Source organism: Alteromonas sp. ABH4_457 (assembly GCF_056160625.1).
This window is the reverse complement of sequence record NZ_JBSWXN010000004.1, coordinates 169286-181919: the sequence shown is the minus strand read 5'-3', so window position 1 is coordinate 181919 and position 12634 is coordinate 169286. Positions and strand designations below refer to the sequence as shown.

Sequence of the window (12634 nt, the reverse complement as noted above, 5' to 3'; positions counted from 1 at the left end):
TTCCCATGAAGAAGTCTTCTCAAATTAATTTCGGCAACATGCGTAAGCAGGTACGCCGCTTCGCGCTGGCTCCACTGGGTCTGGCGGTACTGGCAGGCTGCTCTGAAGCACCACAGCCTGAGACGCGCATTGTGTACGTGTCATCTGTCGACGAGTGTAAGGGTCAGGATATTCCGGTTGCAACTTGTGAGGCGGCCTACCGCCGCGCTGAAGCCAGCGCCGCAACTGAACGCCCACGCTTTACCTCAGTAGCCGACTGTGAAGCCATGTACGGTCAGGGCGAATGTACCCGACCCCAGAGCGCCAACAGCAATAACGGTTCGGACATGTCTGACATCTTTGTGCCGCTGGCAGCAGCCTACATTGCAGGCGAGATGATTGATGAGCTGGGTGATGCTTACGAAACCAAGCAACGCTACAAGTACCACCCGAATGCGGTCTACGTGGCCCCGTCAACGCGCTACAACAGCAACTCCGGTTACTCTACAAACCGTCCGCTGACTACGCCAGACACGTACACGACGACCACCCGTTCAACGTACACGCCGCCGAAAAAAGAGGTCTCCAAGCCTGTTGTTGAACGCAAGCCCGTTACCACTACAACACAAACCCGTAGCGGCTTCGGCTCTACTGCAAAAGCAAAATCAAGCTGGAGCAGTAGTCGTAGCGGCGGCTGGGGAGGTTAATTAATGCTCCGAGTTCCTACACCTGAACGCGCCCACTGGACAGCACTGGCTGATGAGTTTGGCTTTAAATTTCACACCATGTACGGTGACAAGTACTGGGATGAATCCGCTTTCTATCAGTTCACGCTGAGTCAGATTGAAAACGGCATTGAAGATCCGACTGAAGAGATCCACCAGATGTGTCTGGCCGTGGTCGATGCAGTGGTGAAAAGCGATGATTTGATGCGCAAATTCGCCATCCCAGAACACCAGTGGACATTCGTGCGTCAGAGCTGGGAACGCGGAGAAAACTCTCTCTACTCACGCCTTGACTTCGCCTTTGACGGGCGGGGTCAGGCGAAACTGTACGAAAACAACGCCGACACCCCGACCAGTATCTATGAAACCGGATTCTGGCAATGGATGTGGCTGCAACAGAAGGTAGACAGCCGAGAGGTGAATCCTACCGCTGATCAATTTAACTCTCTTCAGGAAAAACTGGTAAACCGTTTTCGCGAACTGAAAGTCCTGACGCCTGAGCGTGTCCTGCACTTTTCCTGCTGTAAAGATACAGTGGAAGATCGCGGCACCGTGCAATACCTTGAAGACTGCGCCAAAGAAGCCGGTATTGAAACCAAGTTTGTGTATATCGAAGACATCGGTATCGATGCCGAGAAAAACTTTACGGATTTGGACGATCAGATCATCGACTGGATGTTCAAACTCTACCCATGGGAGTTTATGTTCCAAGAGGAGTTCGGCCAACATCTGGGCCAGCAGGATATCGTATGGCTTGAACCACCTTGGAAAGCTATTTTATCCAACAAATGTCTGCTGCCTATGTTGTGGAAGATGTTTCCCAACCATCCCAACCTGCTGCCTGCCTTCTTTGAAGATGAACTGGCACTGGTGCCGGAAGGCATGCCACTGGTGAAAAAGCCTATCTTCAGCCGCGAGGGTGCCAATATCACCTTTACCGACTGCCGAGGCAATCCGGAAGGAGACTGCGAGACCGAAGGCGCGTATGGCGAGGAAGGGTATATTTACCAGATGCGCCACACCCTGCCCCAGTTTGAGGATAACTTCACACTGATCGGCAGCTGGCTAGTGGATGACCAACCTGCGGGCATTTCCATTCGCGAGGACAGCACTGCGATCACGCAGGACATGAGCCGCTATCTGCCTCACGTTATTATCAACTGACAACCAGCCGCAGCATTAACGCTGCGGCTAATTGTTTTCAACAATAACCACTGCTTATTAGCTACCCCTTACGGCGTATTTTATGACATACATTAAAGGTCTCACCACATACACACTCATGCGGATTATGATTTCCTACGGTGTTTTTATTCTCTGTTTCTTATCTTTATGCCTTACATCTCCATCACTCAACTCGAATGTGGTGTTCGGCGATTTCGATAACATCATTACCGGAAGATCTGTACTGAACAACTTTCAATCTGTCAAAGTTGTTGGGACAATTTGGCTTTTCTTAGCCGCATGGGTCGGCTATAAATTCCCTAAGTGGCGAGTAAGAGGTTTTATCATACTTTCCCTGATCGCCACCTGCTTCTGCCACCTTTTGTTATCGAAAGCCAGTTTCGACAGCAATACCGGCGCAATTAAACCCGCCCTGTCAGGCTTTGAATTGCGTGCTGACAATTCTCTTCGCGACTTTCCTTTTATCTCCTATGATTCAGATTTGTATGTCGCGCCTGAACTGAAGTCATACAACTACACTTCCAACATCATGTCGTTTAAGATGAAATTAGATAATAAAGAAATACGATCCGATGCAAAGGAGACCTCAGTTGCCTTCATGCCTGTTTCGCACAAGCCGTTTATGATCAGAACGACTATACCCACCAGTGAGGATGATATCGACAATGCCTTTGGCCGCATACTAAGCCATTACGCTGCTCAATATGGCGAGCCACACAGCTTGCTGCTTCAAGGCTACCTCTGGAAAGATAAGAACGGCTTGGAGCTTTACTTAATCAAAGACAGGTATCGGATTACTGTCACTTTAACCGACAATACGCTCGCCACTCGCTATAAAAAAGAATACCAAAAAGCAGAGGGGAATAAGCGCAGACTAAGCGAAGAAAGAAGCGACAATAAAATAGCTAAGACAATCAATATTCTTGAGCAACCCTAGCCTATGTCGCTTTATAAATCAGATATGACAACACACTAATCATCATTTTTTAAGCCACAGAAAGCCTCTGCGGCAATTTTGGACTATAAATCATGCAAGCACTCATTAACTTCCTGAAAACACCATTCCGTGCCTCTGAGGCGACAGAAACCGAACCCAGTCCTTTTGAGGCCAGCATTAGAAAGCAAGTCAAAAGCATTGAAGAACTGTTAAACTCTGACGATCCTACCATCAGGATAAGTGAGAAAACGTGGTCTATTTGCGAAGCCTGCATGAGCTGTCAAATTGCCGACAAAGAAGACCAACCTTCTCAGGAAGCCTTTTTCATGATGGCCAAGGTGTTCGGCAAACTCATCTACAATAACGACCTGAATGAAAGCGCCAAAAGCCACTTATTGAATGTGCTGTCAGACACCTTTGCTGACTACAAAATTGGCGATAATAATTTTCGGGAAGCGCTGTTGCGCACACTAGATCCCAGCACCATTGCTAAGATTATCGAAGAGAGCATTTTCTATGTTGTTTCCAACCAACGTTACTCTATCTACGAGCGTTCCAGACAGATAAAACGCACATCTGAATGCTTGTACCGGTGTGATGTAGACATGGAGACAAAACACTTTGATTTGCTACCAATGCAGTTCGATTGCTCCAGAGCATATGCGTGGGCGATTGAGAACGATAATAACCTCTTACTCTGCCAGTTAAGAGAGAGTATGTTCGGGGGAGACCCTGCTGAATCCAAGAAGACCGAGAGAGCGCAATAACATGTTAATAGAAAAAGAACTTCCCAGATACCTCAAGGGGATTGCAGACTCCATTATCGGCAAGCCTTCTGAAGATCATACACCTTGCTCAAACAGCGAGGTGACGCTCGACAATGTGTTTACTGAAGCTGAAAAGGCCGCACTCCGTGGCGCAACAACCACCGAGCATACACGACTAATCATGTTTGCCATTACCAATACAAAAAAATCTGTTGCAGTTAAATTTGAGGATATCACAGAACTCACACTACAGTGTGTTGAAAGACATCCCGAAAAAATGCCGCCGCAAGAATTTCTGCGAGCGCTGGCATCACTATGTAACAAAACATTAGAAAACAACCCATTTAGCCAAAGACTGCAAGATGAGCTTTTCAATCCTATAATGGCTATATTTTTCGCCAAACCAACATCACTAAAGCACCGCTACAACAGTGACGCCATGCTGAATGGCTTTCTCAAAAACCTGAATCAAACCACAGTACAATACTTCGCCAGAATACTGATTGAAAGTGTTGTGCGAGACAAATACCACCCCATTACCAAACGTGCTGACTACATCCACAGTATTTACATGAGACTGAAGGAGATAGGGATTACCGAGCCAAACAAAGTCTACTGTCCTTTCGCGTATCGGTATGCAAAAGACAACAAGATCAACCTTATCCTGAGTCAGCTCAGAGAGTGTGAGTTTCCCGAGTAATAGAATTTACGCTCTATCAAAATCCCTCTTAAGCCCTGCATGTCAGGGCTTTGTTTACATAAAAACAATTTACGTTATTATACCTATTGCTATTGATTTTTTATTCTCTTTGCGCAAACGTATAGTATGTATTAATTCAAGTGCGGTTTCGGCTTCGATTTTATATTACAGGTTAACTTATACCTATAGATTAATCAGAGCATTTTTAATGCGCGCTTCTATATGTAATTTAAATAAATTCGAGAAATAGGACTAAAAATGAAAAAAAATAATACAAATCCAGTTAACTACGACGTGGAAAGTGAAATAAAAGTAGCAATAAGCAAAATTAAAAGAAAAGGAAAAAATACAATTGGCTACGAAAAAGGATATTCTATGGCCATAGAAAATATTTTTCTTTTACTTAAAGCAAATAAATGCGAAGAAAATCGTGCTGTAGCTACCATCAGAAAAGTCATAGCACTTAATTATTTTCGTGACAATCTCAACGAAACACATATAAGAAAACAAATAGAACATGAACTAGAAAATAATGACCAGAAAGTGAAAACATCTCTTGTCTTAGAATTAAAAAACAAAGAATTTTCCATGATAGAACAAAGGATTATTTTTTCAGATTTCACTATGGAAATATCGAAAAAATCTTTTGCTTTTATTAAACCCCCTGCTGTCGTACTCGCCGTAGAAAGCTTCGAATGTTATACATACCTATCAATAGAGACTAACAACAAAAACTCCTATGAAGGAGAATTAGTAACCGTAAATGCAGCTAACTCATTCTTAGGTATATATCTAATGCTGAACTTTAGACATACTTCTTCTATTAACAGCGAACTTATAGTTACTCACCACAAAAGTCCTATCTTAGTTAATGATTACAAGATATTTATCAACGGGGAACATGTCAATAAATACCGCTATAACACAGACAAAGGTTCTGAAGATAAAATTATTTACTCAAAAGATCCCAACAATATTAGAACAGGACTTGAGGAAATAGGATTCGATAACTTAATCAATCTTTTGAAGGCAGACGAGATTGGTAAAGAATTTTTAAATATATTTTCTGACATAGCAGTTTATATGGACAAAGATGATTTAAATACTAAAATATCAGGTTTATGGAAAATAATAGAGACTCTTCTAGGGGGATATAGAGTCAGTTATCTTACAGAAACTTTAAGCAGTATTTTAAAAAACCAAGCGGATACTGTAACTAGACTTGAAATACTCAAAAAAGAAAGAAATGATTTTACTCACAACTCTATTAATTATAAAAGAAAAGAGACACAATTAGAATCTTTATTAGATATTGTCGATAAAGTTCTTAAAGAATATTACCTAATCTGGCTCAATCACGATTTTAAAAGTATTGATGAAATACAAAAATCTCTTAGAACTTAAGTAAATATTTTTAAGCTCAGTACAATCCCACATCCAAATAGCTTGACATAATTTAACTTTTGCGTTACTATTCGCTTCCTTATTCAAGAATAAACAAAGGAAACAACCACATGACCCAAGTCACCTCCCTCGCCAATATCATGGATGAATACCTCGGTGACATCGATCCTGCTTGCCACCAAGGTAATGGTATGGGGCAATATCCTTTCGGACTTCGAGTGGGATGTGTAAAAATGGCTGCCCCCCGAGATCCCCGCTTCGACTTCATCCGAGAACTCGGCGCAAGCGAGATTGGAAAGGTCTTTTATCAGGAAGAACTAGAAGGCGGCGTACTCACCTTTGTGTTCCCAGAGCGACATATGAGCGTCCATGAGCAACAAGCTTTCATGAGCGCTATGACGAAGCACCCAGACGTCAAAGGCATCACTCAAGTGGATATTCTAACATCCTCACCACTGATCATCGGAAGCTTCCAAAGAGAGAGCATCCGCATCCTCACTTGGGAGAACGATATGCTCTATTGTGGGCGATAAATAATCTCACCCTCTCTGAACTTATTTTTCGACCACCTTGTGAATTCACCAGCATTAACAAAGTGGCCTATCGTCAATACAGAGTCTCTACTTAAAACAGGATTGGAGTAGCTTCTTAAATCAGTCAATACCTCATTTAATCTACCTATCAAGTGCCTACTCCCTTCATTATCCATGGCTAAATTTCCAGCCCATGCCAGTATTATTCCTTTTGAAATTTTGATTTCTGCATCTTGTTTATTTATCAAACCTTCTTCATAAAGGTACGCAACTCGCTTCGACTTAATTCAAGATCTAGGCGAAAACTACATCGGAAAGGTCTTTCATCAGGAAGAACTTAAGGCTGGCGTGCTCACTTTTGTATTTCCTGAGCGCCATATGAGCATCCTTACTTGGGACAATGATATGCTTTACTGAGGGCATTAGTTAATCAAAATCAAGACTGATGTATGCAACCAAGCTCTACATTTAGCCTCGTCATATCCTTAGTAATTATAGGATTTTTTTCGGGACTCGTAAAAACTAAAAAATATACACCACTTATTAAAATTTTTTCTCATTTAAAGAAAATCTTTTATAATAAAAACTAAAAACATAATAAGCATCCCCCAACCTAAAGTAAACATGACCAATCCCGTGATTTTCGATAACAAGGAAGACTCCCTCCTCAACTCACCCCCCATCGAAACTGATGCTATTATTGCCAATATCGAAATAACCCACTCGTACCAAAGCATTCTTTTACCTCAAAGAATTTTTTAACTTAACCAATTTTTCTTTTCAACAGATTGTTACGTACCTTCAGGTTGTCAAAACTCGCTTTTTCAAAAAGCCCGCGTAAACGGGCTTTGGGTATTTAAAAATAACTTTAAGGACGATATAGAGCCATCTCCGCCAACCTTGCTGTTTTGGTGTGAGAACTAACCGATGGGACGTACTGAAGACTACTGTCTTTCAGTCTAATTGAAATATCTTCCCAAGCGGAGATACCCGTGTCTATCTCAAGCTCTACATTACCATGCCAGCGGGTTTCCTCACCAAGACTACCTCCTTGATATTTTTGATCCCAAATACCTATGGTTTCCTCAACGATATCGTCGATCACCTCATCATTGCCTTCAAAATCAAAATCTACTCTGATGTACGTCACCATCTCTTCTACCGGATTGTAGTAAATATTATAGGTCACTTCAGGCTTAGATATATCTTTGGCAATAAACACAGGCGACCTTGTATCTCTTTCTCTGTACTCAACCGAATCAAAGCCCAGAGTCTTCAGCGCCTCTACACTGGTCGGCTGATAGAGGTAGATGCCGTTAATGTTCGTTATGGGCAATTTCGTCTGCCCTGAACTCAGGGCAGCATTCACAAACAACGCTGCACCTGAAAAGGAAATAAGCAAAAGATATGGGTAGAACCCCTGAAACTTTCGCTTGATGAATGCTTTGTAAAAACTGAGTGAAAACTTCGCTTCCTTTTCCTCCAGTTCACCGGAAGGTTCAGAAATACACACCACCATCCAGCAAGCCAGCATTATATAAAGAACCGCCCAGAAGTACTGTGCCTTGTAAAAGTCAGCAAAAGGGATGCAAAGCAAAGCTATAACAATTGGCAAAACGGGCATTGATATGCGAATTTTCGGATTCAACGCCATATAGTAGGCATTCATATTATTGTAAAGTGTATCTTTCGTATTCGACATGACGACTCCTTAATTACCAAACATTTTATTAATTTTTACTGAACCAGCCTGCTTCAGTAGCTCTTCATCGCTTAGACCTCTCTCCAGAACAGGGTCTGTAATTCGCAGAGCGTAGTCGTTGTTGTTGCAGCGTACAATGTGTCGGCCATCCCATTCCACCTTACTAAAAATACCAGAGTCACTGCCTACCCAGTAATTAAACCCGCTCACACCCTCATCAAGGCTTTCGCATACTATTCGGTAAGGTACTGTGCCATCGCCAATCTCTCTCAGCCAGCCGACTGACGTTATCTGTCCGCTTGAATTAAACATCACCTCAATGTTGGCATAGTCAAACTTATTAACACTCGCAGAATAGGGCGCATTCTCATCCCAATTGTCTGGTTGACCCTTAGGCTTCAACCGCCAAAGTGCATAGTTTTTATCGACAGCTTCTTCTTTTAAAATTTGTATTATCTCGTGATCTTCGAACACCTCTGACCACTTCTTCATATTTGCTTCAGTGTACTGACCACCGAGGGGGATATTAAAGAGCCGTGCATACTTAGTGGTCTCAGCAAGACCATGAGAACCAATAGCAGTCATAAACAATGAAAACCAGAAAATAAATACTAAATCACCCGCTTCCGAAACGCCTTTTTTCCATCGCAAAAAAGTAATACACAGAGTCACGAGAACAGGGAACAGACAAATAAACCCAAGGGGATCAAAAATGTCTACTGGCACAGAAAAAGCGTACACAAGCTCTGCCACCAGCATCACTGCCATATACAGCCAAAGCCCCATGCCTAACCAGCGCCAAATACCGTTTTTAGGCTTTTCAGGCTTGGTGTCGCCATCAGCCACGGCCACATTTTCCAATTTATCATTCATACTTAAAATACTCCGTAAATTTAAATGTTGTTGCCATATGCTGCCATGCTTGAAACTTTTTCGCTAGCAGCTTCTTCACGCGCTTCAATCAGCTCTCTTACGCCCGCCTTTTCCAGCTTGATTTTTACAACATGTTCGCTTGCATCAGGGTAGGCAAAAATTGACACGTCATCATAATAGCGCTTACGCAACCCCTGATTAGCACCGCCGTATTTTGCATCCCAGATATCCAGTGTCATCGCAAAAAGCGCGTTGACGTTATCATTGTTCGACAGCTGCATTGTCAGATCAACCGCATACACTAAGCCCGTACTTGGATCTTTCTCTACTTCATAAGTGACTTCAGGACGGGACGCATCTTTAATCGTATAGCCGTTACCGTCCGCCTCCAGCTCAAATCCTCTCTCCAGCAAGTCAGCGACGTCCAATTTTTCGTTTAAGTAAATCCCGTCGATATTGGTAATAGGCATAGCAGTATCACCGCCCGCATTGGCGGCAAGGATCATGACAGGCAACGTAGCAAGCAGCACTATTGAGAGAAACCCATTCGGCTTTTCAAAAACAGTCAAATCCGCCTTCATCTCCTCCCTTTTTTCTTCATCTTTTGTAAGCCATAGACTGATTTTCGCTATGAGATAAAGGAGGATAAACGCATACGCAACCAAAGCCATCAAGCCACTGACAATATCCCATACAAAGAAAGACTTCTCAGGAATGAGCGACACCCACAATACTGATGACACCAAAGGCATCGCTACTGCAAGTTTTGACAACAAAGTACTGGACTGACAACGAGAATCCCACGCCTTCCATAATGATTTTAATACTTTCATGAGACCCCCTTAGTTTCCAAACATCTTATTCAGTTTTGTTTCGCCAGCCTGTCGTTCTTTTTCATACTCTCCATAAGGCTTTGTAGCATCGTCCACCAGCCACAAGCGCCACACTTTTTCATACGAGGTGCCGACGCCTCTGTCTAATACATGCTTGCCGTCCCAGTATGCGTAGAACTTTTCTTCGCTACTACTGCGCACTCCTGCATCCCAGAAAGATAAACCCAACTGGTCTTCAATGCCGTAATAATCGCCACTCATAAGTGGGCTTTCCCACTCCACCATGGTCACCACAGCATAATCATTTATCACTAGCTTCAGATCGACCCTCGAAGACCAATCTTCACCACTTAGCAAAGAGGATACACGATCAGGCTGCGACTCAGGAATTAAGGAAAAGGCAACAATCTCCCCAGACCATCTTTCCTCGTAATTGGCGATTCGATACCCCTCAAACACCCCGACCCATTCTTCAAGGTTCGCTTTCGAGTAAACCTCACCCACAGGAATATTAAATAGACGCTCTACCTTTACAGAAGACGGAGACAGCATGACAGAGGCAAATAACACTGAGAGAAAAGTGAAACCTGAAAGAATGAAAGACCATCTTGTACGAAAAGCCCCCCACAGAAAGGTAGATAAAAGCATGAGCATCATATTCATAAAAATCACTGCGTCAACCATTTCTGACTTACGATCTTCAACACCATATGGTGAATCCGGCGCAGTGGCACAGACCCAAATAAGTAACGCAAACATCATGACATTGACTAGCAATACTATGCCCGTGGACTTTTTTATATTAGATTTTTGCGGCTCCGGTGAGCCTTCCTGCGGCGTGGCCGAGGGGGAGTGATTATCCATAGATACACCTTACATGTTGTTGTCTTACAGCTTCGGACGCATATACGGGTCACAATGCCATTCAGGCGTATTATAATACACCATAAAAATAAATTTACAACTCCTGCCCTTCATGTTTTTTTCAAAAATAGTTGCCTGAACACGTAAATAATGTAATATAAACGCCATATTAAATGACACAACAACATTCCGGCGTATTCTATGACTACAGTACCTACCCAACCTTCACCCTTTGTAAAAGTACTTGTTTGTATTCTGGTCTATATGGCAGGCGTCTGCTCACTATCCCTTATCCTCCCTGACTTCACCCCCTCTCTGAGGTTCTGGAGAGATTCTGGCAAAATCGTCAGCGGCATTAACGACCCCAATCTCGTCACTTTTACAATTCTGACTATCACTATACTGCCTTGCATTTCAACTGTAGTGGCAATAGTTATCTCATGCATAAAAGACCCTGAATTCGCTAATAGAGGGATATTAAAAACATATAGCCTAAAGCGAATTCTGCTTAGCATTATTGCGCCTGCATTTATCATCACTCACAGCAGTTACTTCATTATAGGCAATCCCACGCCGGTTGAAAGCATCAAGCCATCCCTCGCAGGTCTCACTCTTGGCACCAAGATAGAAGATTCAGCAAACGAAGAGTGGGTGTACAACGTGAACTTTGGTGGCATCAATTACCAGTACACAGGGGATTACACTGACCTTAAGACCACCCTTGGCAAGCCTGAGTACGGCCTGTCATTCGAGCCACTGACTCAAGGTGATATCAGAATGGAAACTTTTGTCGCCTCCCTGCCAGAATCGCATGAAGTATTTATGATTGAGACTCAATTTGCGGGCACAGAGACCGAGATAGACGCCTTACTCGATGAAACTATTAGCAACTATACCGCTCTGTATGGTGAACCCTTGCACTCCTTGCTCGCCCACTACTACTGGACAGATAAAAACGGCCTGATCCTGAGAGTCAGCAATACCAACTCAACACTTGATGTCACGCTGATAGACGAATCCAAATCCGAATCCTTTTCAGAAATCACCGCGCAGCTAAAGGCAGCCGAATCATCGTCATCGCAGTCTGCTGCATCAGAGAGCGCACTCCGCATGGTCGACATCCTAAACAAACCTTGAGAGAACAGAAAGTGACAATTATTCGCGATATTACAAACCACCCTTTCTTCACCAGAAGTCTGCTTCTTTTTATTGTGCTCGCAACTGCCTCTATCCAATGCATGTCCCTCGCAAGGTATGACACAGGCCTGTCCATCTTGTCGGTGACTGAGACAGAAGAGTATGTTTCGCTCTTCGCCTTCCTTCTGACCTTCGCGAGCATTGTAATAGTGACTTTTGGCATTACTGCCAGACAGGATTTTGTCCAATCCAAGGATAAAGGTCAGCAGGCGCATTGCCTGTCTGACAAATATATTGTGACATCGCTGTGGATTTTTGTGCCTTTGATTGCTCTTCAATTATCCGTTATGAGCCGTATCGTTGCGCCGACGCATACGCCGATCAAACCATCTCTTTCAGGGATTACATTAGGGAAGGCCATCGAAGGGATGAACCTGAAAAAAGAGGAGGAGTTTGTCTTGCTAGGAAACCAGTTAAGCTTCAGACATAACTCACTGAATAACAATCAGGCAGGCATTAAATTCACCACCACTGATGAGGATGCCAATCCCAAAACCACAACACTCGCAGGGATCATGCCGACCTCAAAAAAGGTGTTTGCCATCACAACGATTGCTTACAAAAGCAGTGATGGTGACAATCCGCCCCTCTTCAACGCCGTGGTGGATAGTTTCTCCAAGTTGTACGGAAACCCTCTCTTGGAAGTGAGTCTCCCACTGGGAGTTACTAACCTCTATATCTCCGCTAAGACTGAACTTGATTCCAAAAGCTGGCGAAGTAAAGATGGTAGGTTTTTGAGAGTAACCGACCACCGCGATTATGTAAAGATCAGCCTTTCCGATTCTGCACTGACAGAGGAATATTACAGTGAAAAAGCGGCTATTGAGCACCAGCAGGCGCTCGCGTTAGAAGCAGAGAAAGAGTCAAAGAGCGAAAGCGCCAGCAGCTACAATAACGAGATCATCGGCACAATCAATATGCCCTGATACACATTC

13 protein-coding genes are annotated in these 12634 nt (G+C 43.4%); 9 read left to right on the top strand and 4 right to left on the bottom strand.

Translation table 11 applies throughout. From position 1 onward, the window contains the following. Window positions 1-5: 5 nt before the first annotated feature. From ACXAGR_RS10685 to ACXAGR_RS10655, 7 genes are all read left to right on the top strand, one after another. Window positions 6-686, top strand: a complete 681-nt coding sequence (locus ACXAGR_RS10685; RefSeq protein WP_474850049.1) for a DUF1190 domain-containing protein — start codon at window positions 6-8, stop codon at window positions 684-686. 3 nt (window positions 687-689) lie between these two features. Continuing rightward, window positions 690-1868 (top strand): glutathionylspermidine synthase family protein, encoded by a 1179-nt coding sequence (locus tag ACXAGR_RS10680; protein ID WP_474850047.1) that lies wholly within the window; start codon window positions 690-692, stop codon window positions 1866-1868. An 82-nt stretch (window positions 1869-1950) separates the two neighbouring features. Beyond that, a complete protein-coding gene (locus ACXAGR_RS10675; protein ID WP_474850045.1) occupies window positions 1951-2826 on the top strand; it encodes a hypothetical protein in 876 nt (291 codons plus the stop codon). Window positions 2827-2918: 92 nt separating this feature from the next. Further along, entirely contained in the window at window positions 2919-3593 is a 675-nt protein-coding gene (locus tag ACXAGR_RS10670; protein ID WP_474850043.1) for a hypothetical protein, read from the top strand. 1 nt (window position 3594) lies between these two features. Next, window positions 3595-4293: a hypothetical protein gene (locus tag ACXAGR_RS10665; RefSeq protein WP_474850041.1), complete on the top strand. Its 699-nt coding sequence runs from the start codon at window positions 3595-3597 to the stop codon at window positions 4291-4293. Window positions 4294-4551: 258 nt separating this feature from the next. After that, a complete protein-coding gene (locus ACXAGR_RS10660; RefSeq protein WP_474850039.1) occupies window positions 4552-5697 on the top strand; it encodes a hypothetical protein in 1146 nt (381 codons plus the stop codon). A 110-nt stretch (window positions 5698-5807) separates the two neighbouring features. After that, window positions 5808-6230: a hypothetical protein gene (locus tag ACXAGR_RS10655; protein ID WP_474850037.1), complete on the top strand. Its 423-nt coding sequence runs from the start codon at window positions 5808-5810 to the stop codon at window positions 6228-6230. 868 nt (window positions 6231-7098) lie between these two features. Here the strand turns inward: ACXAGR_RS10655 and ACXAGR_RS10650 are convergent. Genes ACXAGR_RS10650 through ACXAGR_RS10635 form a run of 4 tightly spaced genes read right to left on the bottom strand, consistent with a single transcriptional unit; the run spans window position 7099 to window position 10502 of the window. Continuing rightward, on the bottom strand, window positions 7099-7932 hold the full coding sequence (locus ACXAGR_RS10650; RefSeq protein ID WP_474850035.1) for a hypothetical protein: 834 nt from the start codon (window positions 7930-7932) through the stop codon (window positions 7099-7101). Between the two features lie 9 nt (window positions 7933-7941). Then, entirely contained in the window at window positions 7942-8805 is an 864-nt protein-coding gene (locus ACXAGR_RS10645; protein WP_474850033.1) for a hypothetical protein, read from the bottom strand. Window positions 8806-8825: 20 nt separating this feature from the next. After that, on the bottom strand, window positions 8826-9638 hold the full coding sequence (locus tag ACXAGR_RS10640; RefSeq protein ID WP_474850031.1) for a hypothetical protein: 813 nt from the start codon (window positions 9636-9638) through the stop codon (window positions 8826-8828). 9 nt (window positions 9639-9647) lie between these two features. Next, window positions 9648-10502: a hypothetical protein gene (locus tag ACXAGR_RS10635; protein ID WP_474850029.1), complete on the bottom strand. Its 855-nt coding sequence runs from the start codon at window positions 10500-10502 to the stop codon at window positions 9648-9650. A gap of 201 nt (window positions 10503-10703) precedes the next feature. Here ACXAGR_RS10635 and ACXAGR_RS10630 point away from each other — a divergent pair, with 201 nt between their 5' ends. Further along, window positions 10704-11639 (top strand): hypothetical protein, encoded by a 936-nt coding sequence (locus ACXAGR_RS10630; RefSeq protein ID WP_474850027.1) that lies wholly within the window; start codon window positions 10704-10706, stop codon window positions 11637-11639. A gap of 11 nt (window positions 11640-11650) precedes the next feature. Then, window positions 11651-12625: a hypothetical protein gene (locus tag ACXAGR_RS10625; RefSeq protein WP_474850025.1), complete on the top strand. Its 975-nt coding sequence runs from the start codon at window positions 11651-11653 to the stop codon at window positions 12623-12625. The last annotated feature ends 9 nt before the right edge of the window (window positions 12626-12634 follow it).

Bases quoted from the DNA above. Each gene is read 5' to 3' on its own strand.
- ACXAGR_RS10685 (WP_474850049.1), top strand. From the start codon at position 6: ATGAAGAAGTCTTCTCAAATTAATTTCGGCAACATGCGTAAGCAGGTA.
- ACXAGR_RS10680 (WP_474850047.1), top strand. From the start codon at position 690: ATGCTCCGAGTTCCTACACCTGAACGCGCCCACTGGACAGCACTGGCT.
- ACXAGR_RS10675 (WP_474850045.1), top strand. From the start codon at position 1,951: ATGACATACATTAAAGGTCTCACCACATACACACTCATGCGGATTATG.
- ACXAGR_RS10670 (WP_474850043.1), top strand. From the start codon at position 2,919: ATGCAAGCACTCATTAACTTCCTGAAAACACCATTCCGTGCCTCTGAG.
- ACXAGR_RS10665 (WP_474850041.1), top strand. From the start codon at position 3,595: ATGTTAATAGAAAAAGAACTTCCCAGATACCTCAAGGGGATTGCAGAC.
- ACXAGR_RS10660 (WP_474850039.1), top strand. From the start codon at position 4,552: ATGAAAAAAAATAATACAAATCCAGTTAACTACGACGTGGAAAGTGAA.
- ACXAGR_RS10655 (WP_474850037.1), top strand. From the start codon at position 5,808: ATGACCCAAGTCACCTCCCTCGCCAATATCATGGATGAATACCTCGGT.
- ACXAGR_RS10650 (WP_474850035.1), bottom strand. From the start codon at position 7,932: ATGTCGAATACGAAAGATACACTTTACAATAATATGAATGCCTACTAT.
- ACXAGR_RS10645 (WP_474850033.1), bottom strand. From the start codon at position 8,805: ATGAATGATAAATTGGAAAATGTGGCCGTGGCTGATGGCGACACCAAG.
- ACXAGR_RS10640 (WP_474850031.1), bottom strand. From the start codon at position 9,638: ATGAAAGTATTAAAATCATTATGGAAGGCGTGGGATTCTCGTTGTCAG.
- ACXAGR_RS10635 (WP_474850029.1), bottom strand. From the start codon at position 10,502: ATGGATAATCACTCCCCCTCGGCCACGCCGCAGGAAGGCTCACCGGAG.
- ACXAGR_RS10630 (WP_474850027.1), top strand. From the start codon at position 10,704: ATGACTACAGTACCTACCCAACCTTCACCCTTTGTAAAAGTACTTGTT.